The organism is Shewanella sp. SW24, assembly GCF_025653395.1.
GTDB classification, from domain to species: Bacteria; Pseudomonadota; Gammaproteobacteria; order Enterobacterales; family Shewanellaceae; genus Shewanella; species Shewanella oncorhynchi.
Genome location: NZ_JAKKSH010000007.1, coordinates 131,449 through 153,887, shown reverse-complemented (window position 1 = coordinate 153,887; position 22,439 = coordinate 131,449). Strand labels below are relative to the sequence as shown.

17 protein-coding genes and 1 riboswitch are annotated in these 22,439 nt (G+C 46.0%); of the genes, 8 read left to right on the top strand and 9 right to left on the bottom strand.

All coding sequences use genetic code 11. The annotated features are described in order from the left end of the window. Positions 1-52 precede the first annotated feature (52 nt). The 3 genes from L5M17_RS08140 (at position 53) to L5M17_RS08130 (ending at position 4,943) form a co-directional block, all read left to right on the top strand. Positions 53-1,495 carry a hypothetical protein gene (locus tag L5M17_RS08140; protein ID WP_263146549.1) on the top strand — a complete coding sequence of 481 codons (1,443 nt, stop codon included), beginning with the start codon at positions 53-55 and terminating at the stop codon, positions 1,493-1,495. A gap of 134 nt (positions 1,496-1,629) precedes the next feature. After that, positions 1,630-1,865, top strand: a riboswitch (cobalamin riboswitch). Positions 1,866-1,973: 108 nt separating this feature from the next. Continuing rightward, positions 1,974-3,935 carry a TonB-dependent receptor gene (locus L5M17_RS08135; protein ID WP_263146547.1) on the top strand — a complete coding sequence of 654 codons (1,962 nt, stop codon included), beginning with the start codon at positions 1,974-1,976 and terminating at the stop codon, positions 3,933-3,935. 279 nt (positions 3,936-4,214) lie between these two features. Beyond that, positions 4,215-4,943, top strand: a complete 729-nt coding sequence (locus tag L5M17_RS08130; protein WP_105250172.1) for an HDOD domain-containing protein — start codon at positions 4,215-4,217, stop codon at positions 4,941-4,943. 79 nt (positions 4,944-5,022) lie between these two features. Here L5M17_RS08130 and L5M17_RS08125 read toward each other — a convergent pair whose 3' ends face one another. Next, positions 5,023-5,928: a LysR family transcriptional regulator gene (locus L5M17_RS08125; RefSeq protein ID WP_028761667.1), complete on the bottom strand. Its 906-nt coding sequence runs from the start codon at positions 5,926-5,928 to the stop codon at positions 5,023-5,025. A 200-nt stretch (positions 5,929-6,128) separates the two neighbouring features. On the opposite strand from L5M17_RS08125, the gene metE reads away from it, so the two are divergent. Next, complete coding sequence (gene metE / locus L5M17_RS08120; protein ID WP_263146546.1) at positions 6,129-8,399, top strand: 5-methyltetrahydropteroyltriglutamate--homocysteine S-methyltransferase; 2,271 nt, start codon at positions 6,129-6,131, stop codon at positions 8,397-8,399. Between the two features lie 96 nt (positions 8,400-8,495). Here metE and queG read toward each other — a convergent pair whose 3' ends face one another. Further along, the gene (gene queG / locus L5M17_RS08115; protein WP_173242868.1) at positions 8,496-9,698 is read right to left on the bottom strand and encodes a tRNA epoxyqueuosine(34) reductase QueG; all 1,203 of its coding nucleotides are present in this window, start codon (positions 9,696-9,698) and stop codon (positions 8,496-8,498) included. A gap of 174 nt (positions 9,699-9,872) precedes the next feature. Here queG and L5M17_RS08110 point away from each other — a divergent pair, with 174 nt between their 5' ends. Next, on the top strand, positions 9,873-10,670 hold the full coding sequence (locus L5M17_RS08110; RefSeq protein WP_173242870.1) for a substrate-binding periplasmic protein: 798 nt from the start codon (positions 9,873-9,875) through the stop codon (positions 10,668-10,670). On the opposite strand, the gene L5M17_RS08105 is transcribed toward L5M17_RS08110, so the two are convergent. After that, positions 10,667-12,523 (bottom strand): diguanylate cyclase, encoded by a 1,857-nt coding sequence (locus L5M17_RS08105; RefSeq protein ID WP_411568937.1) that lies wholly within the window; start codon positions 12,521-12,523, stop codon positions 10,667-10,669. The genes L5M17_RS08110 and L5M17_RS08105 overlap by 4 nt on opposite strands. Before the next feature lie 220 nt (positions 12,524-12,743). Here L5M17_RS08105 and L5M17_RS08100 point away from each other — a divergent pair, with 220 nt between their 5' ends. Together L5M17_RS08100 and L5M17_RS08095 are read left to right on the top strand one after the other, a co-directional pair. After that, positions 12,744-13,268 carry a phosphatase PAP2 family protein gene (locus L5M17_RS08100; RefSeq protein WP_263146543.1) on the top strand — a complete coding sequence of 175 codons (525 nt, stop codon included), beginning with the start codon at positions 12,744-12,746 and terminating at the stop codon, positions 13,266-13,268. A gap of 31 nt (positions 13,269-13,299) precedes the next feature. Next, positions 13,300-13,734, top strand: coding sequence for a DUF3069 domain-containing protein (locus tag L5M17_RS08095; RefSeq protein ID WP_105250165.1), 435 nt, complete (start codon positions 13,300-13,302; stop codon positions 13,732-13,734). 132 nt (positions 13,735-13,866) lie between these two features. Here L5M17_RS08095 and L5M17_RS08090 read toward each other — a convergent pair whose 3' ends face one another. The 4 genes from L5M17_RS08090 to L5M17_RS08075 form a co-directional block, all read right to left on the bottom strand. Continuing rightward, positions 13,867-15,555 carry an NAD-dependent malic enzyme gene (locus L5M17_RS08090; RefSeq protein ID WP_198571882.1) on the bottom strand — a complete coding sequence of 563 codons (1,689 nt, stop codon included), beginning with the start codon at positions 15,553-15,555 and terminating at the stop codon, positions 13,867-13,869. Between the two features lie 268 nt (positions 15,556-15,823). After that, positions 15,824-16,288: a DUF1456 family protein gene (locus L5M17_RS08085; protein WP_263146540.1), complete on the bottom strand. Its 465-nt coding sequence runs from the start codon at positions 16,286-16,288 to the stop codon at positions 15,824-15,826. A gap of 141 nt (positions 16,289-16,429) precedes the next feature. Further along, complete coding sequence (locus L5M17_RS08080; protein WP_263146537.1) at positions 16,430-17,704, bottom strand: Nramp family divalent metal transporter; 1,275 nt, start codon at positions 17,702-17,704, stop codon at positions 16,430-16,432. Between the two features lie 151 nt (positions 17,705-17,855). Continuing rightward, positions 17,856-18,395, bottom strand: coding sequence for a PH domain-containing protein (locus tag L5M17_RS08075; RefSeq protein WP_263146535.1), 540 nt, complete (start codon positions 18,393-18,395; stop codon positions 17,856-17,858). A gap of 242 nt (positions 18,396-18,637) precedes the next feature. On the opposite strand from L5M17_RS08075, the gene L5M17_RS08070 reads away from it, so the two are divergent. Next, positions 18,638-21,223 carry a TonB-dependent receptor gene (locus L5M17_RS08070; RefSeq protein WP_131523744.1) on the top strand — a complete coding sequence of 862 codons (2,586 nt, stop codon included), beginning with the start codon at positions 18,638-18,640 and terminating at the stop codon, positions 21,221-21,223. A gap of 128 nt (positions 21,224-21,351) precedes the next feature. Here the strand turns inward: L5M17_RS08070 and L5M17_RS08065 are convergent, their stop codons facing one another. Beyond that, the gene (locus L5M17_RS08065; protein ID WP_263146531.1) at positions 21,352-21,852 is read right to left on the bottom strand and encodes a DUF4447 family protein; all 501 of its coding nucleotides are present in this window, start codon (positions 21,850-21,852) and stop codon (positions 21,352-21,354) included. Positions 21,853-21,882: 30 nt separating this feature from the next. Then, positions 21,883-22,290 (bottom strand): SMI1/KNR4 family protein, encoded by a 408-nt coding sequence (locus L5M17_RS08060; protein WP_113939053.1) that lies wholly within the window; start codon positions 22,288-22,290, stop codon positions 21,883-21,885. Positions 22,291-22,439 lie beyond the last annotated feature (149 nt).

Sequence of the window (22,439 nt, the reverse complement as noted above, 5' to 3'; positions counted from 1 at the left end):
TCCGCTGCACAACATTGAATGACATCTCCAAGCAAATATAAGGAAATAAGTAATGCTCACTCATCGAATCACTTGGCCTAAGGTTTTACTCGTGGGCATGGTTGCCATGCAGATCTCTGGCTGTAGCGATCCTCAACCTATGGCCGTTGTGGAAAGTAATAACGAGTCATTGCTACAGTTTGATAACGGTAAACTCATCCAATTTAAGGAAAATCCGAGTCCACAGTATCGCCATATTCCTTGTGATTTACCCGCAGTCGAGACTGTGGTCACCAACAGTTCGGCCTTTGCGGCGTTAACTAAATCCGGTGAGGTGATCACTTGGGGTGACAGTTATGCTGGCGGTGATAGCCGCGAGGTGCCGGAGCAGCTTAAGCAAGTTAAGCAAATCGTCCCAGTTAAGGACGGGTTTGCCGCGCTACGTCAAGATGGCACTGCGGTGTACTGGGGCAATGCAGGGAAATATAGCCTCGACAAAGCCCTACAAAACCGCATGACCAATATTACCAAGTTGTTCGCTAATCAAGAGGCCATTGCGGCCCTTGATGCTAATGGCAAGGTACACACTTGGGGTTATGGCCCCTACGGCGGCAATAGCTTACATGTGCAGGATCAATTAGTTGATGTTGTCGATATCTTTGCCAGAGGACGCAGTTTTGTCGCCCTCAAAAAAGAAGGTAGCGCGGTGATTTGGGGGCAGGTTGAAGAGTCGACCAATATGAAAAAGTTACTCCCGCAGCTTACGGATGTAGCGAAGATCGAATATTTTCAACACACCTATGCCGCCTTGAAAAAGGACGGCACTGTGGTGAGTTGGGGTTGGCGCAGTGATGCTTACTCGATCCGCAGTGCTTTAAAGGATGTGGCGAGTATGACGGCAAACAATTGTGCCTTTGCGATTTTAAGTCCTACGGGGGATGCGCATTTTTGGGGCGATGGGATTAACTGTGGTGTCGATTGGATTAAAAAAACCGATATCACAGGGGTAAAAGAGATTATCAGCATCGGCTCAGGCTTTTTATTACTGCGGGATAAGGCCGTGCCGCAAATTGTGGCCGACGATACTGATTACGCTCATATGTTTGGGTTTCACTATGCCCAAGACATTCTTGATAAATATTGGCAGGAAGGCAGCGTCATTACTCGAGGGCCTGCCTCCTTTGTGTTTACGCGTCCCGATGGCAAAGTGGTGCCTGTTGGTTATCGCGCCAACCGTGAAAATGTGGAGAAGTTGATTGCACGTATTCCGCGACTCACTTGGTTAGATGGCGCAGATGACGGTTATGTTGGCATCAGCGAAAAGGGGGAGCTGGTCTCTTGGTCGATGAATTTGCCAATGTTCGACAAGTCGCCAGTGCAACCTGCTGACTCGTTAGTGATTAAACCGCTGGATTTTACCCCCGTTGCCCAATGCGAAACCCCTGAGCAGCGTCAGGCGATTTTGAGCAAAGACAGACCAAAACCTGCGGCAAAAAACTGGGATGGTGTTTTCTAGCTCATGTGAGTTTTCTCGCTAACTTGAGATTAATGGACTTTCATCCGTATAGACGTCTATAATGCGCGCGCTCAGGTCTGATATGCTCTGAGCCTTGTTGGGCGTTAACAGATTGTACGCCCTTTGAACCTAATTTTGAGTCAACCTTCTGTGGTGCTTACGATGATAGTGTCGTGAGATAATCGGGAAGCCAGTGAAATTCTGGCACTGCCCCCGCAACGGTAAAAGGTGAGAGAAGACCGCGTTTGATTGGTGTGTTCAAGAGTGAACCCGAAAGTCAGAATGTGAAAGGTCAGTCTCGCGTTAATCTAACTTTTAATGGATTAACATAGCCTAAGTCCGGAGACCGGCCCTAAAGGTGTTTTTGAGATTTCGGTGGGCAGATCTCAAAATGCGATAATCACCGTCAGTATTTACGACTGAATTAACGGTATCGTGGCGTCAATGCCCCGTTTTCCTTGCAGGAGTTAAAGGTAAAATGGGAACAAATCCAACAAAAATCGCGCTGCTGATCGGCAGCCTTTGCAGTTTTTCAATTATCGCGCCCGTTATGGCGGCTGACGATACCAGCACAGCTAAAGTTGACGAGCATCTTGTCGTGATCGGCCGCTCTGATAAGACCCCCTTAAATATTGCCGCCAATGTGAATGTGATTGATGCAGCCGCGATTGAAATGAGTGGCGCGACTAATTTGACCGACGTCTTACGCGGTCAAAGCGGTATTCAAATTTCGGATAACAATATTGGAACTAGCTTTGCTATGCGTGGTTTTAGCGCCAGCACTGCCGTTAATAACACGCTGATTTTACTTGATGGTCGTCGTCTCAATAATATCGATATCGCCGCACCTAGCCTTAATGCCATTCCGCTTAATCAAGTGGATCGTATTGAAATTTTATCGGGTAGTGCAGGTGTACTTTATGGCGATCAAGCCGTGGGCGGGGTGATTAATATTGTCACTAAGTCCCCTGAAAATACTGGCGGCAGCGTGCAGTTATCTGGCGGTAGTTTTGATACCTATGAAGGTCGTGGTGATGTGTCTGGCGCGATTAACAAAGATTGGCGTTACTTTTTCACCGGTAGTTACAACCAAGGTGACAACTATCGCCAGCATAATGCCAACGAAACCGGCTCTATTCTTGGCCGCATTCAATATAAAACAGCCACAGACTCCTTCTTTGTTGAAACCAGCTACTACGATAACGATCGTGAAAATCCGGGCTCGCTTACTGAAAAGCAATTTAAAGACGATCCCCGTGCTTCATCAAATAAGGTAGAGTATGCCCACGAGATGACCACTGCGGCGCGAACGGGTTACCAGCATCAGCTTAATCAAAACTGGGCGCTGGCGGCGGATTTAGATTACAGCGATACCTTAGTGTCTTCTCTTAATTGGGGGGCGAACAGCCATAACACACGCTCACTGTTAATGTTTAGCCCTAAAGCGTTAGCGAATTACAGCACGCGTCAAGGTGAGCTAAGCCTAGTCACAGGTTTAGACATCAGCCGTGGCAAGGCTGATTTTGACACTATGGCGCGCAGTAATGTGCAGCAAATGCAAAGCGCCTATCTACAAGCTACAGTGCCTTTAAGCCATACTTTAAGTTACGTTGTGGGTGGACGATATGCGCGGGTGACCGATGAGTTGGTCGATGGCAATGTCTATCCTAATGGCATGGATTTAGACGAAAATGCCCACGCATTCGAACTGGGTTTAAATTACCGCCCAACTGCGGAACACAGACTCTATGTGCGCGCCGATGATAACTTCCGTTTTGCCAAAGTGGATGAGCAAGCTTATACATCGCCGGGCGTATTTGGCTTAAAGCCGCAAACAGGCCGTTCCTATGAGGCGGGTTGGGATTGGGCTGTCGCTAGTCAAACCCTACGAGTCAGCCTATATCGTCTCGATTTAGAGGATGAAATTGTTTATGACTCGAGTGCAGTTAAACCCATAGGTGGAAATTTCAACGGTGCAAACGTTAATGCCGACGCTTCTCGTCGTTATGGCGCGGGTGCCGATTGGGATTGGCAGATCACTAAAGCGCTGCAACTCGGGCTGGAATATAACTATACCGACGCCGAATTTACCGATGGTGCTAACGATGGCAAAGAGCTGTCTTGGGTGGCAAAACACACGGGACGCGGTTATGTCAGCATGGATTTTGCTGAGCATTTCCAAGTATTTGCCGAAGCTATCTACACGGGGGATCGTTTTATCGAAGGCGATAACGCTAATCAAGGTGATAAGCTAGCAAGTTACGTGCTTGGTAATTTAGCCTTGAACTACAATCGTGATGCTTGGCTTGCCAGCCTGCGTATCGATAACCTATTTGATAAAGACTATGTCAGCGCAGGCTATTACGGTGGCCTTTGGGGTGATAGTTATTACTCTGGTCGAGGCCGCGATATTCGTTTCACTGTGGGCTACCGCTTCTAAATATTAATGAGTTATCTAATAACAAAGCCAGACTCAGTCTGGCTTTTTATTTTTTACGCTGAGTTCAAAGAATAAATCTTAAAATAGGTATAGTCTTGAATATCGTTTTAGTAGAGTGGTTTAATTGTCGTTATTTATAGTGTTAGCGGGCAGTCATTACTAAATAGGAGTAATTTATATTTTACTCTGCTGTTTATGGCTGAAATTCTTAGTATTTTAGGTATGATGTGAGCTGTAACCGAATCATCTTATTGTTAATAAACAGGTGTAAAGTGTCTTATGACTGATCTTGAGCAACAGGTTTTTACTCAAGTTAGAGCTATCATAGCGAACGAAGAGCAAGTGATTGGCCGCCGAGGAATTCTAATTCCACTCAAAAAAGCGATCCTTGCTGAAGGCGACATTCGTAATGTGATTGACATTATCTCGAGCGATCCCGCATTGGCAGCGCACATGCTTATGCGCAGTAATTCCGCACAGGCTGCTGTAGTGGAAAATCACAAAACTCGTTCGTTGAAAGAAGCTTTGATCCGCTTAGGTCAAGTTAATATCTATCGCTACGCCTTTACGTTCTATTTAAAAGAACGCCTCGATGAACTGCCACAGCCCTATAAAAAGTTGGTCCAAGGTTATTGGAAGTTGACTGAAGATATTGCAACGGATGCGGTAGATAGCTTAGCGGATATGGAAGGTGTGGAGGTTGATGCTGACGAAGTACAAACCTTAGCTCTGTTCAGTGTGTTCGGCCAAATTATCGCACTGACCGCATTTGCCTATTTAAATGCTAATGCCGAACAGTCATTTCCTTTAAGTGTGATTAAGTCATTGATTGATAATCAACAACAGACCTTAACCATCGAAGCGTTCGAGGCGTTAGATCTCGATCAGGATCTGCGTCAAGAATTTATGATCGCCCATAATTTGCGTCAGACCCGTAATCCTAATTCATCAGGGTTGATACTGCGCCGTGTCTTGTCTATGCGTGGATTGTTGATGAATCCGCTGTAATTTGTCGATGCTATGAAATAGTCATTTGACTCAATAAACAAGCCTGCATTCGCAGGCTTTTTACTCTATGTCACCCGCATTAATTCGTCTTCTGCTGGCGGGATAAACCTTCCCTCGCCACCAGTTGTAACCAATTTTGGATCAATGCAGAGTTAGCACTGTGGCGGCGATAGGCACCAAATAGCGGTCGTTTCAGACCTTCTTGGCCGAGTTTTACCGTAGCGAGACTCAGTCCATGTCCTTCATTAATCGACCAGCTTGGCAGTGCGGCTATGCCGTCTTTACAGGCGATGCGTTGCAATAACATCATGGTTAAATCACAGGTTTTTTGCTCGCCTGCCTCTATGCCCGCAGGCTCTAAAAAGTGGCGATAAATATCTAAACGTGTCAACGGCACTGGATAACTGATAATAGGCAAGTGTGCTAATTGCTTAGGGGTGACATAGGCTTCTTTCGCTAAAGGATGATCCTTAGCAACTACTAACTTCACTTCAAAATCAAACAAATGCTGGTAGGCGAGTGAATGCCCAGGCACAGGATCTGAGGTTAATACAATATCCAGTTCACCCATTTCTAAGGCATTGAGCGAGTCGAATAGGTGACGGCTCGACAAGTCTAACTCGGCTGTCGGATGATCTTGTCTAAATTGCTCCATCACAGGCATTAACCAGCGAAAACAGCTATGGCACTCAATGCCGACTCGCAACTGATTGGTTTCGGTTTCCAGCCCATTCTTCAAATCTGTCTCTGTTTCTAACACCTTAGGCAAAATCTCTTCGGCCAGATGCAACAGGCGTGCACCTTCTTGGGTGAATGACAGTGGCTTACTCTTACGCACAAAAATGGGCGAGTTAATCCTTTGCTCCAACTCCTTAATCTGGTGGGAGAGGGCGGATTGAGTGACAAAACGTTTTTTGGCTGCGCCCGCCAAACTGCCGCTTTCTTTCAGGGCCATTAAGGTTCGCAGGTGTCTTAGTTCGATCATGTTCACTCCAAGTGAATTTCGCTCATGTTGTGCTTGAAATCAATTCGGTTGCTGGAATAGAGACTAACACAATAAACTTCTAGACGTCCAGACGCCCGTTGTTATTTATCAAGGCTGAAGTGCTGAAAAGTGCTAAGAGAAAACAATCTGGTGGGTGCAAGTGCCGAATGTGGCTTATCTCAAATAAAGGAAGATAGAGTATGCAATTAAATAGTCTTGGGTTTCCCCATATTGGGCGTCGTCGTGAATTGAAATTTGCCTTAGAAAAATACTGGCGTGGCGAGAGCACTCAGGCGGAATTACGTGAAGTGGCGAGTGAACTTCGCCGCACCCATTGGCAGTGGCAAGCTGCTGCGGGCATTGAGCAAGTTCCCGTAGGTGATTTTGCCTTTTATGATCAAGTGCTGACCTTAAGCGCGACTTTAAATGCCATTCCTGAGCGTCATCGTGGTGAAGGGGCAATCGATCTCGATACTTTATTCCGCGTTGCCCGCGGCAGAGCGCCAACGGGCCAAGATGCGTCAGCCTCTGAAATGACCAAGTATTTCAATACTAACTATCACTATCTGGTACCTGAGCTCAGCCAAAACCAAGAGTTTTCGATTGCCTATGAGCAGTTCTTTGATGAAGTCAGCGAAGCGCAGTCCTTAGGTTATAAAGCAAAACCTGTGCTACTCGGCCCTGTTAGCTACTTGTTCCTTGCTAAAACCGTGGGCCAAGAGTTTGATAAGTTGAGCTTATTACCCAATTTATTAACTGCTTATGCTGACATTTTGGCGCGTTTTGCTGCTCAGAGAGTGCAATGGGTACAGCTCGATGAGCCCATTCTCGCATTGGAATTGGATGGCGAATGGCAAGCGGCGATCACTGAGGCGTATCAAGCCCTCAGCATTACGAAGGTGAAGATCCTTCTTACCAGTTATTACGGCGGTATCGCACACCATCAAGCACTGGTATCGGCTTTGCCTGTTGCGGGGTTGCATGTCGATTTAGTCACAGCGCCGGATCAATTGGCAGTCTTTGCCAATGCGCTTGGTCAAGATCAAATTTTGTCGACGGGTGTGGTCAATGGTCGCAACGTGTGGGCGGCAGAGGCGGATTTGATTGCCGAACGCATAGGCGCGGTTGCCCGTGATCTAGGAGATCGCTTGTGGATTGGTACCTCTTGCTCACTCCTGCACAGCCCTGTGGATTTAGAGGTGGAAGCCACGCTTGAGCCCGCGCTGCGTCAACAACTCGCGTTTGCGAAGCAAAAATTACTCGAACTGGCCAATGTGCGCCAATTGCTACTGGCACCTGAATCTATCGCGGCAAAAGAGATTGTGCAAACCTGTTTGGCACGCCGTGAGGCGAAAGCGCAGGCCGCCGACAGTCAAGTGATTGCCCGCGTTGCCGCGTTGACATCTGCCGATTATGAGCGCGTCAGTGATTTCAGCGTACGCCAAGCTGTGCAGCAGCAGAAATACCGTTTACCTCTGTTGCCGACCACCACCATTGGCTCCTTCCCACAAACACCGGCAATCCGTGGACTACGCAGTCGTTGGCGCAAGGGCGATCTGAGTGATGCACAATATACAGAGCAATTGCAGCAAGTCACCCGCGATACTATCGACCGCCAGCTTAAACTCGGTATCGATGTACTGGTTCATGGTGAGGCCGAGCGCAACGATATGGTGGAATACTTTGGTGAGCAGCTTGCGGGCGTTGGCTTTACCAAAAATGGTTGGGTGCAAAGTTATGGTTCACGCTGTGTTAAGCCACCGTTGATCTATGGTGATGTTAGTCGTCCAAGGGCGATGACGGTTGATTGGGCCGAGTTTGCCCAAAGTCTCACCGACAAGCCTGTAAAAGGCATGCTGACTGGCCCTGTGACGATTCTGCATTGGTCATTCGCCCGTGAAGATATCGGCCGCGATGTGATTGCGACTCAGCTGGCGCTGGCGATTCGTGATGAAGTGGTGGACTTACAAAATGCCGGTATTGGCATTATACAAATCGATGAGCCCGCCTTCCGTGAAGGTCTGCCATTGAAACAAAGTGAGTGGCAAACCTATTTAGATTGGGCGGTTAATGCCTTTAAACTCAGCGCTGCTGGCGTGACTGATGAGACTCAAATCCACACCCACATGTGTTACAGCGAGTTTAATGACACCATTGCCGCGATTGCCGCCATGGATGCCGATGTGATTACTATCGAGACTTCGCGTTCACGGATGGAGTTACTCAATGCCTTCGAAGATTTTGAATATCCAAATGAAATTGGCCCCGGTGTGTATGACATTCATTCGCCAAACACTCCAAGTGTGGAGGCCATGGTGTACTTAATCGAGAAAGCGGCGCAAAAAGTGCCCGTACGTCAGCTATGGGTTAATCCAGATTGCGGCCTAAAAACCCGTACTTGGGATGAAGTTGAACCCGCACTGAAAAACATGGTCGATGCCACGCGAGAACTACGTCGCCGCCTTGGTTAATATTATGCTTGAGTGAAATATTTTTTTACTGAGTTTATTGAGTTAGTAACAGCGGATGCTTATGCATCCGTTGTTGTTTATTGCTTGCCGACTAACTTAAGCATCTCGCGGTAAGCCTTTTTCGATAATGCGCACCATGCGCTCGGTTTTGCGGCGGGCTTTTTGTTGTTCAGTTGCTGCGCTTTCAGCAAGGCGCGATTGCTGGGCATTAAGCGCCCATTCAATATGCTCACGCACTATCTCATCGATATCTTCGCTGTGATTGCGGGCGTTAAGTGCGGCAATAATGCTTGGGCTCGCGGGAGCGTTACCCAGTGCTACTGCAATATTACGTAGCCAACGTTTATGTCCAATGCGACGAATGGCGCTGCCTTCAGTTTGTTTAAGAAACTCGGCCTCGCTCCAAGCAAAAAGGCTGAGAAGGTCAGGTTGCTTTAACTGCGGACGAATATGAAAGTCAGTTTCTTCAGTCAGCGGCGCTTGGCGATTGATGGGACACGCGAGTTGGCAATCATCGCAGCCATAGATGCGATTGCCCATGAGTGGCCTAAATTCTTCGGGAATAGCGCCCTGCAACTCAATGGTGAGATAGGAAATACAGCGTCTGCCATCGACCACATAAGGTTCTACGATTGCACCCGTTGGACAGGAGGTAATGCAGGCGACACAAGTGTTACAGCCTTCTTGAATGGGAATATCCACAGGTAGAGGCAAATTGATCAGTAGCTCACCTAAAAAGAACCAACTGCCAGCCTCATGGTTGAGTATGAGTGAGTGTTTACCTGTCCAGCCTATACCGGCTTTTTCGGCTAAGGGGCGCTCAAGTACAGGGGCTGAGTCAACAAAGGGGCGAAAGTCAGCGGCATCGAAACCGAGAGCAACTAACTCTGCACTGATTTGATCTCCGAGCTTTTTAAGTCGAGCGCGGATCAACTTGTGATAGTCGCGACCTCCGGCATAACGGGAAATATAACCTAAGTTGGGATCGGTGAGATTCGTTGCAAAGCCAGCTTCGGGTGGCAAATAGTCCATCCGTACGGAGATCACCCGCACTGTGCCCGGATGCAGTTCTTGCGGGCGAGCGCGCATCATGCCATGGGTAGCCATATAGGCCATTTCGCCATGAAAACCTTTGTCTAGCCATGCTTGGAGTTTGGCTTCTTCAGCGGTTAAATCCGTATCGCAAATGCCAACCTGCGCAAATCCGAGTGCTTTTCCCCACGTTTTAATTTGCAGAGCGAGCCGCGACAGCATGCTGGCATAGGATTGGCTTGGGGTTTGATTGACTAAAGTTGACATGAATTGATTGCAGCGAGGCTCTTGGCTAGGTGGCAATATGATAGCAGTTTTCACTTATTGAGGACGAGTTTACTCAGAAGGGGGCGTGAGGCGATATTTTCTTTGGGGTATTTGTTTATTTGCTGTTGGGATTGAGTCTATGATTAGGTCTACTGTTTATCGTTTGGTATTCGTATGCTGAGTGCGATTCCCCTTAGGGCGTGTTTTCTTGCGATGAGCTTATTAGGCCTGATGCCTAATCTTGTTTTTGCGGCGCCTGACAAGTTGAAATTGGTGACCGAAGCTTGGCCTCCCATGAGTTACGAGCAAAATGGTGTGCCGCAAGGTTTTGCGGTGGACTTAGTCAATACCTTGCAATCAAGACTGGGTCAGAGTGAAAAAATCGATGTGTTACCTTGGGCTCGGGCGTATTCGATTGCTAATACCTCTGCGAACGTTTTACTTTTTGCTACGTCAATTAATGATGAACGAGCTGAGCAGTTTGATTTTATCGGTCCTATTGCGACCAGCAAAATTGCATTGTACGCAAGGGCGGCAGATCCTATCGCTCTCGATCAACTTGCTGAACTTCAATCGACAGATATTGTGGGGGTTTATCGGGAATCGGCGGGTGCGCAGTTGCTACAACAAGCGGGCGTGGATAATTTGCTGGTGGCGAGTTTTCCACAGCAATCGGCGAAACAGTTGCTGTTTTCTCGAATTCGTTTTTGGTGCCAAGCGGATCTTGCGGTAAAGCAGATACTCGAAGAGGTTGGCGCGAGTGAGACAGATATCCGCCAAGTGTTTGTGGTATCGGAGATTAATCTCTATTTAGCTTTTTCTAAAGGGACGTCGGCGGAAACCGTTATCAGTTGGCAAACAGAGCTTGAGAAAATGAAAGACTCGGGTGAATTTAGTCGTCTGTATCAGACATGGTTTGGCACTTTGCCACCGCCATTACAACATCAAGTGTTTTGGCATAAGGCCGTTTAATTCTCTCTTAAAGCCTCATTCTTGGCTGATTTCACACAATTTCTGCCCGCATTTTTAGCCTCATAAAGAGCATTGTCGGCCCGCTTTAGCAGGGTGGCAAAATCTTTATCTTGATATGCATCTTCCGTATTATTTTGTGGTTCTAAAGTGGCGACACCAGCACTAACGGTCAATTTGAGTTCTGCTGGTAAATTCTGTGCGCTAAGGCGGCTAATATGGTTCTGCAATTGATACGCCAGCGCTAACGCACGTGTGGCATCAGTGTTAGGCAATAGGATTAAAAACTCTTCACCACCGATGCGGCCAACGAGGTCTTTATTACCCGATAAGGCTCGGCCTGCATTTGCAATGGTCATAAGGGCGCGATCGCCTAATTCATGGCCGAAGTTATCATTGATTTTTTTGAAGTGATCCGCATCAAAAATAATCACTGAAAAAGGGCTTTGATGTTTTAAGGCTTGCTGAAAATATTTCGCGGCTTGGGCATAAATATGCCGACGATTAGGGAGTTTGGTAAGATAATCAGTGAGGGCAATAACTTGCAGTTGGCGATTTCTATGTACTTGTTTATAAGCGAATATAGAAACTATCGTCAGGATAAAGCCCGCTAGTAATAGGATAATGTGTTGCAGTGATTTGTTCTTTTCGAGTAGCGCGAGCTCTTGTTCTTTAAGGTTTTGGTTTTCAATCAAGCGTTGATTTTCAGATTCAATCCGACTGGTATCAAACTTGACCTTTAATTCTGTCGTATGATGGGAGAGAGAATTGCCATCGACTTTTTTTGTTAGGGTAACAAATTCTTGCAGCGCTCCGTAGGCGGCAGATAAATCATTCATCGCCACATATATGTTACTTTTAAGCTGCAGCAGTTGAGTGAGTCCCCGATTATTCTGCAGAGTGCGAAAGGCTTTTTCCCCTTGCTCAAGTTCGGTAAGCGCCTCTTTATAGCGAGCTTGTTGAAACTTTATATCGGCCATAAATAGCTTCATGAAGCTGTAATCGGTCAGATCTTTTTCATTAATAACAGTATCGGCTTCGATTAAATACTTTTCGGCTTCGTTTAGACGATTGAGTTTGATTAAGCTGTAGGCAATATTCGTTGCCATAGTTGCTGCCACTTTTTCCTGCTGATGTTCCTTGAAGTATTGATAACTTACTAAGAAATTATCTACGGCCTGTTGATGTTCACCGAGTTCATCTAAGGCAAGGCCAATGTCCGAGTTGACATACATTGCCTGTTCTTGGTTATTGTTTTTTAGATAGAGAGCTTTGAGTTTGGTGTAATAGCGGATTGCACTTTGGGGATCGCCATAACGTCTAAAACTGGTCGCAACATCGGCAAGGTTAATGTTAGCCCAACCGCTTAAATTGAGTGATTCATAGAGATCTTGCGCTGTGACGAGATCGTCTAATGCCGCAGAAAAATCGCCAATATAAGAGTAAAGTGCGCCGCGAATGCTGCGCGAGTCGGCGATTAGCTTAAGGTCTTCATGCTCATAGGCACGTTTAACACTGAGATTATAGCCTTCCATCGCGCCATCCATATCACCACTTAATTGCAGAAACCAAGAGCGGCAGAGCGTGAGGTCGGTAATGAAATGGGGGGAGGCGGTTGGCGGAATATTGCTCAGTGCTTGGTTAGTATTTTTAAGTGCCAGTGCAATAGCGGTGTCGTTTTCTGTATTCTGATCCCAGCATTTAAGCAGTTGCAGCTTTTCATGACGGGTGACATCGTCAGTCGAAATTAGTTTGCTTAATAACACTAGATTGCTTTCGATTTCTTCACGGGTCATAGGGACGCCGCTTTCAAATCTTGCAAATATTTTATCAACCTGAGTCTTTTCTTCTGCCATAGCGTTGCTGAGCGGCAGTAGAAGCAGCAATAAGGAGAATGATAAATACCTAAGTTGATGTAGCAAAAAAGATTCCTGTTCGAATTAAAATCAATAGCTAATTATTAGCTTAGCATAACTTGTTTGCTCATTTTTAATATAGATGTATAGCAATTTTGCATTCGGTTAATGATCAAGGTATAAACTCCGCCTTGGTTATTATCCCACAAAGGAATCACCCTTGAAGAAATTACTCTGTGCTGCATTATTCATGATGAGTGGCACTAGTTGGGCAGGCTCAGATTTAGAAACCTCTGGCGATGTATTGCATTTATTATTACCCGCTACTGCGATGGGGGCGACCTTGTTTTATGAAGAGGGTTATGATGGTAGTTGGCAGTTAATTCAGGCAGCGGTGTCGAGTCGGTTAATTGTTGAAGGTCTTAAGTATGGTGTGAGTAAAGACAGGCCAGACGATAGTGGCGATGATTCGTTTCCATCGGGTCATACCTCAGACAGCTTTATGGCGGCGACGTTTATTCAGCAGCGCTATGGTTGGCAATATGGTTTACCTGCCTATGTTGCTGCATCTTATGTGGGCTACACCCGAGTGGCGAGCGACCAACATTACCTCGAGGATGTGTTAGCTGGCGCGGCGATTGGAGCGCTGGCGGGTTGGTATTTTACTCAACCCTATGAGGGGATTACAGTTACGCCGATTGCGAGTAACGGCGTTTATGGTTTATATGTGAGTGGCCAGTTTTAAGTCTATTTTTGGGATGCGAATCGAGATTTTTATGAGCGAATTATCAGCTGTTTACCGCGAAACTGCCGAGCAGATTTCTTACAATGTTGCGAATAAAGTGTTACCAATGGCTAAATTACCGGGTGACTTATTAGCAGCGTACCAAGGTTTGTGTGCCGAACTGTTGGAAGACAGGGAAGGTAAATTTAGTCAAGCTTGGGCATCTTTACCTGCCAGTGCGCGTAATCTAATGGAACAAGCCGCATTCCACGGTTTCTATATTGCTAATGCTTGGTTGCAATTGAGTCGTGTCGCCCAAGAAATTTCTGAGCAAGCCGATACCGATAGTGCAATCCAAGAGCAAGAATATAATGGCATTTTTACGCGCTTAGCCGATGAATCGCTCAAAGAAAGCCTACGTAAGTTGAAGAAAGCGCGTACCGATCGCGCTTTGCTCAATAGCTTTAAACAGGTGATGGCACCTTAGTGTTCTATTGAAATGAAAAACTGTGCCTGAAATGAAAAAGCCCGTTACTGCAAAGTAACGGGCTTTTTGCTGGCTAGCACAAACGCTCAACTAAGCTGCTTTACTGCAACTTGAGTCGCGGCAACGCTATGCTTAGAACGAAGTGCGTTTGTAGCGGCGATATTCTGGATTCCAGAAATTGCCTTCAATCGACTGCTGTAAGATCTCATCACTCATGGGCAGCGTTAACCCTTGTTCAACTGCGACTTTACCTACGGCGAAAGCAATATGCTTACTCACCGCATGGATATCTTCCAGTTTAGGCAGTAGTGGACCTGTACCATCGATTGCCAGTGGTGAACATTCGGCAAGTGCTCGACTTGAAGCCATCAACATGGCATCGGATACGTGGCGTGCGCCTGAAGCTAATACGCCTAAGCCAATACCTGGGAAGATAAAGCTGTTGTTGCACTGGGCAATTTCATAGGTTTCACCATCGACAACCACAGGCTCGAATGGGCTGCCCGTAGCGACGAGTGCTTGACCTGAGGTCCAATGCAAAATGTCCTTCGGTGTCGCTTCAACGCGACTGGTGGGGTTCGACATAGGGAAAATAATCGGCCGAGCACAATGGCTGTGCATAGCACGGATGATTTCTTCGGTGAAGAGACCCGGAACGCCAGATACCCCAATCAGCACTGTCGGTTTGGCGTTGTTAACCACATCGAGCAGTGAAATATTGTCGCTGAAATTGCTCCAATTTTGGATGTTGGTGCATTTCTGCGCCAATTTTTGCTGGAATGGCAACAGGTTAGGCATGTTGTCCAGCAATAAGCCCCAACGGTCAACCATACACACTTGAGTGCGAGCTTGCTCGTCGCTGATCCCTTCAGACACCATTTGTGCCACGATAGCTTCGGCAATACCGCAACCGGCACTACCAGCACCGAGGAAGGCGATACGTTGTTGATTCAATTCAGTGCCTGCAGCCTTACACGCGGCGAGCAAGCAACCAACAGCAACCGCAGCAGTGCCTTGAATATCATCGTTAAAGCAGCAATAGCGATCCTTATAACGCTCTAGGATCGGCATGGCATTCTTTTGGGCAAAGTCTTCGAACTGGATCAAAGTATCCGGCCAACGCACATGTACAGCTTGCATAAAGGCTTCGATAAACTCGGCGTATTCTTCACCACCGATGCGTGGATGGCGCCAACCCATATACATAGGATCTTCTAACAACTGCGGATTATCTGTGCCTACATCTAAGGTAATAGGCAGGGTATAAGCCGGACTGATACCGCCACAGCTAGTGTAGAGTGACAGCTTACCGATAGGGATCCCCATGCCGCCAATACCTTGATCGCCAAGTCCTAAAATACGTTCACCATCAGTGACTACGATAATTTTAACTTTTTGACGAGTCGAGTTATTGAGGATGTCATCGATCCTATCTTTGTTCGGATAGGAGATAAACAAACCACGGTTGCGGCGATAGTTTTTCGAGAAACGTTCACAAGCTAAACCTACTGTCGGCGTATAGATGATGGGCATCATCTCGCTGATGTTATTTTGCACTAAACGATAAAATAAGGTCTCGTTTGTGTCTTGGATATTACGTAGGTAAATGTGCTTGTCTAAGTCGTTATTGAAACTTCTAAATTGATCGTAGGCGCGAGAAGCCTGCTCCTCAATCGTTTCAATGGCATAGGGGACTAAGCCTTCGAGGTTAAAGAAAATACGCTCTTCTTCAGAAAATGCACTGCCCTTGTTAATCAGTGGGGCTTCAAGAATGGCAGGTCCTGCAAACGGAAGATAGAGGGGGCGTTTATTATCGTCCATGGGTAACCTTTTGAGTTATTGTTTAAGTGGTCAATACGTGCTGTAAGTCACGTAAGGTTATCATGAAATGTGATCTTTGTTGTCCGTGGAGCGAGGTATTTGTGGTTTTTTTTGCAGCAGTAAAAAAGTCAGCTGTTTTAAACAGGATTTCTGAGGTTGTTGAGATGGAATTGTTAAGGTCTTGTTTATATCCAAACAAGCTCAGGTGTAGATAAAAACGGATATAAAAAACGCAGCCTAAGCTGCGTTTTATGTCATAAGTTTAGCGTTATACGCCGCGATACTTAAGTGATAAGCCGCGGATAAAGTTACGCAGTATTTGATCGCCACACTCTTTAAAATTCTTGTGGTCTGAATTGCGGAACAGGGCGCTTAGCTCTGATTTTGACATTTGCACTTCGGCTAAAGCCAAAGCTGCTACTATGTCTTCTTCACGCATTTCGAGGGCAACTCTCAGCTTTTTAAAGATGAGGTTGTTGTTTAAACGTGAAACGGGCGCTGGAATTTCTGCACCTTCACGTAGACCGCGCTTCTCTATGATAAGACCATCTAAAAACTGACATAAGGTCGTGTCGTTACAAGCTTTATAACCTTCTTCCTCTTCTTTACGTAGAAGATCAATCATCTCTTCGACAGGCACTTCTCTTCCAGCTTTAGCAAAAATTTTAATCATTTTTGCATTGCTAAAATCAAACACGAAGCGCAAACGGCGCAAAATATCATTATTAATCATGGTCATCTCTTGGCGCGGCTGCGCTATCTGGTTTAAGAGCCCGCATTATATACCCAAACCACCTTAATTGCAGAATTCAGCGGGAATTTAATGGCAGTTAGTTAAGGCCATTTATTGCTCCGACATAAACATTCTGGGCAATTAACCTTTAATGATGTTGTACCAATAGATAAACAGTGCCGCGAAAATCAGTAGATAAATCAGGCCAAACCAAGAGAGGAGTTTCATCTTAGCGCCATATCTGTCTGTCTCGGGGAGCTGTTTGCTGGTCATTAAGCGGTAGTTTAACCAAGCAAAAATGACTGTGGTCATAAAGGCCAAGATCATCACAAACTCGAGTAACGGTAAGAGTGCACCTTTAAAGAAGAGGATCAGTAATAAGGCAAAGGCACTGATGGCGAGCATGATCCCTGTGAGGCGTTTGTCTGAACTGGTCTTTGAGGTGAGTAACTGCCAGCCCATATCTAAGGTACGGCTATAGCCATCAATCACTGTTACTGTTGTGCTGAAAATACACAGAAATGCCACAATACCAATAAGATAACGACTCTCGCCGTCCATCACTTGGCTGTAAAGATTAATCAATTGATTAGCAAACTGCGCGCCGGAATCTGAAAAGTGTTCGCCACTGCCGTGCATCACTAAAGCGCCCAAGGACAAAAACACGATCGCGAGGATCGCAGTGATGATGTAGCCTAAGTTAAAGTCGAGCAGTGCCTGCGCTTTCGTGACCGTCTGGCTTTTTTGTTTTTCGAGCAACCAGAGAGAGTTCCAAGCGCTGACTTCAATCGGTGCTGGCATCCAACCCATCATGGCGACCAAAAATCCCACATGGGCCCATTGCCAAGGTGAAGGAGAGGCAAAATTGCTCGCTAATGGTTGAGCATGATCCCAAGCTAAGGCCACGGCAATTAATGTGGTTAAGGTTAGGGCGAACATGATGATCTTAGTGAGTCTATCAAGGAGTTGATAATGGCCTAAAATCAGTAAAGCCAATGAACTCAGCAATACCAGTAGGGCTAACCAATCGATGGGGAGCGGAATAAATTGGGTCAACATAGCGGCGGTTAACATGCACACCCCTGCTGTACTGGCAATGGCGGCTATCACATTGAGCCCAGTAAACAGCAGTAAGTAACCTCGGCCTTGTTTTTGGTAGCCGTGCAGTAGGCTCTCCCCTGTGGCAGCTGTGTAGCGTGCGCCAGCTGCAAAGAAGGGATACTTAAGTAAATTCACCCCAAGAATAACCCAAGCCAGTTGCCAACCAAATTCGGCGCCCGCCCGAGTCGAGGCGACTAAATGGGATGCGCCAATCGCCGCGGCGGCCATAAGAACACCTGGGCCCATGGCTTTAATGCCGAGAGTTAGGTGTGTCATCCAAGAGGATGAAGGAGAAGTTACTGAAGATTCTGTCATGTCGTTATTAAAAATGCCTGTTGAAAATTAATCTGGGGAATCGAACACTCCCTCATGTTAAGGCTGCGCTCATGTTAAAGCCGCGCTAACGCTAAGTGAGTGGCTCAACATTAAAGGTAAAGTGATTGAACTAAAAGTCGTTTTATTCAATTTATCTGTTTAATTTTTGACTGAGTAAAGTTTCAATGCGTTTTAAGCTTGCAGCCATTTCGACTACGATTTGTAACAGCGTATTATCTGGCTGTGCCGATGGGCTTATTGGGTGCAAGGGCTGGGTAAGCCGTTCTTTTTGTTCTAATACGCGGGCTCTAAATCGAGGCGCATCGACTATGCCGACTAAGCTTATCAATGCGCCTGCGCCCGATTGCCCTGCGGTTTCTACCGTGAGTTTATGCAGACCAAATAGGCGCATAATTGGGCCTTGGATCAATGCCATATCGGTAATTTTGTCCAAAGGCACAGTGTTTTCAGTACGAGTTAATATGCCCCTCCTGACAATAAGTTTATTGCTGGTGAGTTGCGCACTCATGTTGTTAATATAGCGGCGAGTCCCCCACAGCCCTATTGGAAACCAAAGTAATAACAAGGGAATACCTATTATACTTAGGCTGAAATAGGCGGCCCCTGAAAGCAACCAATACAGACCTAAATGGTTTTCAAACTCTGCTTGATAAATAATCTTGTCTTCCATATTTCTTCCTTTAATTCTGATATTCAAATACTGCGACTTGTCTTGTAGGTTGAATTTTTAGTGCCTAGACGTTCTTTGATTCTCGTATGAGGAAAATACACTGCCTCAAATGTAACAAAAGTTTAACTTTTATTTCTCTGCCATTGACTTTGGTTTGTAACTCATTACCTTGTGTATTGTTAATTTAGGGTTTTCTTATTGTTAAAATAATTTTAATGAGATAAATAAAACAAGGGAAATGTATGAACAGACCTCAGATTCTACCCAGTGCTTGTGCAATCGCAATTGCTATGGCATGTGCGCCAACAGTGGCCCATGCTGCCGATAAAGGTGCAGAAAAAGTTGAACGTATTGAAGTAACGGGTTCCCGTATTAAACGTACCGATATTGAAGGCCCTTCCCCTATTCAATCGATCAGTAAAGACGATATTGCCAATATGGGATTTGATAACCTGCAGCAATTACTTGAACGCATGCCTGCCAATGGTGCTGGCGCGTTTTCTACCCGAGGAAACAGTCAAGATTCAACCGCCAACGGCGGCGCATCTATCAGCCTACGTGGTTTAGGCCCAGACGCGACCTTAGTGTTAATTAACGGTCGTCGTGTTGCGGCGAGTGCTTTTGCCGAAGGTATCACTAATTCCTTTGTTGATATCAATAATATTCCGGTATCAGCTATTGAACGTATCGACATACTGAAGGACGGTGCATCGGCTATTTATGGTTCTGATGCGATCGCGGGTGTGGTTAACATAGTTCTGAAAAAAGACATTGAAGGCATTGAGGTCAATCTTGGCTACGGTGATGCTTCAGGCACTGGCTACGATGAAACTACAGCGAATATGGTGTGGGGGATGAAGTCCGATAAGGGCAGTGCTTCCGTTATCCTCGACTATTTCAAAAATGATACTTTAGCTGCGACTGATTTAGGACGTTTTGGTGTTTCAAATCAATCACCTTATGGTGGTGAAGATTTTCGTTCTTCCCGTGGTTTTCCTGGGTATTTCTATGTTGATGGTGTTAAAACTATCGACCCTGCTTGTCCTGCTGATAGTGCAACCGCGAGTGGAAGTTGTTTATTTGAGTACGGCTCATACAATTTTGTTGCGCCGGCTGCGGAGCGCGTAGGGGCTATTGGCCAATTTGACTATCATTTTAATGATGATTTAACAGCATTTTTAGAGTTAGCGGCGCAGCACAATACCTCAATCGCAGGTGGAGCACCGACACCACTTGACGAGGATGCTGGTTTAACTGTACCTGGATCTCACCCGAATAATCCTTGGGGGAAAGATATTGAAATTGGTCGCTTCCGTACGGTTGATGCAGGGGCGCGACGTTGGGATATTGAATCCGATAGTTTACGTTTAGTTGCTGGTTTACGCGGTGTAGTAAAAGAGTGGGATTGGGAAGCTTCTGTTCAAAAAGGTCGCAGTGAGTCGACTCAAACGGGTGATCGCAGCCAAGGCTGGGTAAGAACCGATTATTTACAACGTGAAATTGATGCGGGTCGTTACAATCCTTTCGGCGGCACGATGAACTCACAAGAGGTCATTGACGCTATTACCACCAGTTTAGTACGCCAAGGTTTGTCAAACATGACATCTTATGCGGCTAACATATCTGGTCAAGCATTTACCTTGGCCGGTCGCGACATCATGATGGCGGCGGGAGCTGAATATCGCGAAGAAGATGTCAGTGATGTGCCCGATGAGCAATTCCAACGTGGATTGATTTTTGGTACTGAAGCTGTCTCTGCGGCGGCATCCCGTGAGCAATATGCCGCTTATATGGAATTATCTATTCCAGTCACGGATAACTTCGAGTTGCAACTCGCTGGTCGATATGATCATTACAGCGATTTTGGTTCAACGACTAACCCTAAAGTTGCCTTTCAATGGGGAGTGACCGACGAGTTAACGGCGCGCGCGTCTTGGTCTACGGGCTTCCGTGCACCCTCGTTAGCGCAGATAGGTCTTGGTCCATCTCGCGAAAGTAGTTTCTTTGTCGATACTTACCGTTGCGCTGCCGATAATGTTGATTGTGAAGCCTTAGATTACAACACTGAATTTGAAGGTAACTCTGAGCTGGATGCTGAAGAATCCGAAACTTGGAACGTCGGTATGATCTGGGCGCCGAGTCAGACGTTTGATGTGGGTTTTGATATCTTTAGCATCACGCAAGACAACAAAATTGATAAACAGCCATTAGGCGATATCTATACTGCAAATTGTAACGATCAAAATAGCACTGTGTGCGAGCGCTTAGCGCCACAGCTAGGTCAAACTTTAGGTCCGATCAGTATTATCCATTCAAGCTTTATCAACTTAAGCTCTCAAGATGTACAAGGGATGGATGTCTCTAGTCATTATGGTTTTGAGTTAGATAGCTATGGGGATTTGAAGTTTGGCTTAGAGTACAGCTACTTACATAATTTTGAGAAAGATGGTCTGGATTACACGGGTGAGTATAAGTTTCCTCAACATCGCTGGTTGCTCACCACTAACTGGACTATGGATAATTTTGCCGCCAATATTAATTTGAGTTACATCGGTGAATTTGAAGATACTCCAGATATCAATTTCGATGGTGTACTTGATTTTGAAAGTAATAAGTCTCGTATGATCGACTCTCAATTATTGGTCGACATGTCTGGTACTTATCGCTTCAATGAAATGTTCAAGCTGACACTAGGCGTGAACAACGTATTTGATGAAGAGCCACCATTTGCTATCGGTGACGGTGATACGGATCTCTACGGCTATGTTATTTCAGTACATAATCCTATGGGCCGCTACATTTACACTAAATTCACGATGAACTTCTAACTACCGCTTAGCGTCATTTCATTCGGAATGGCGCGTCATTTATGATGGGTGGTGTGATCTCTAATAAAAAAGGCCAATAATGATATTGGCCTTTATTTTTATAGGGTTAAAACTTGTGGCGGTTGAGTTTATAACTGAGTCGCTGCCCACTTTGCGCGACTTTCGCGGCTTTCACTCATTTTGGTCGGTCCACGGAAGGCTTTGTAGGCATCCACGTCGAGAGCCACTAGGCTGACGTCGACTTCTAGGACCAGTTTGCACTCTTTCTTAATGCGCCAAGCTGCCGTGTTGTACAGCTCAGTAAAAGGCAGTGAACTTAAGAATTCGGGGTTGTATTGTGTGTAAACCGCTTGAGTGGGGTAGACCACGAAGGCTAAGTGACGTTTAGGTTCTTTCTTAAATAGTTCTTCGATACCATCGCAGGTGTTGAGCACTTGCATCTCAATGATGTCATCAATATCAAGCAGTTTCTTTTGTGCCAGCTCAGGTGCCAGTTGTTCACCGCTTTCCCAGGCGAATACATCGGCTTCGCTATGGTTAGTCAGAGCACCAACTTGAGCCGCGCTTAAGCTGAGTGACTGGCGTAAGTAGCTCATTTCGATGGCATTCAAGCCAATGTTCTTAGACATAATCGTGTTCTCAATGCAATAAAAGTAAAATTAGTATTTGATCTTTAACCAGATTTCTTCAACCCATTCCCAAAACGACTCCCAATAGATATCGGTAAAGTCGCCGTTTTTCCAGAAATGTACTTGACCATCTTGGTCGATACAGTAAAAAGCATCACCCTGCTGACATATGGCAATCATGTCCCTTGGCATACCGATGGACCACGCATAGCAAGTCACTTCGGGCAGGTAGGTGTGCGAGTAGGGATCCGATGCTGTTACTGGCTCTATCGTGCCGTAAATTACATCACTGGCATACAACAGGTATTCTTTTAGCTCCCTTGGCAATGAAATCAGGATTTGCTCTTCGACTTCGACGAGCTGCTCAAATGTGGGTAATTCGAGTGGTACAGGAACAGTTTCGCTGCGTTCTTGGAGTTGCTCAATAATGTCGTGCATGGCATTTCCTGCTGATAGGGCTATGGCGCGGGATTATATACTTAAAAAGACGTTCGATGCGAGAGAGTGCATTTTTCAGCTTATTTTTAATATGTTTTTTCAGGCACTGTAAAATATAAAAAAAGGCGCTGGCACCTTTACAGATAACC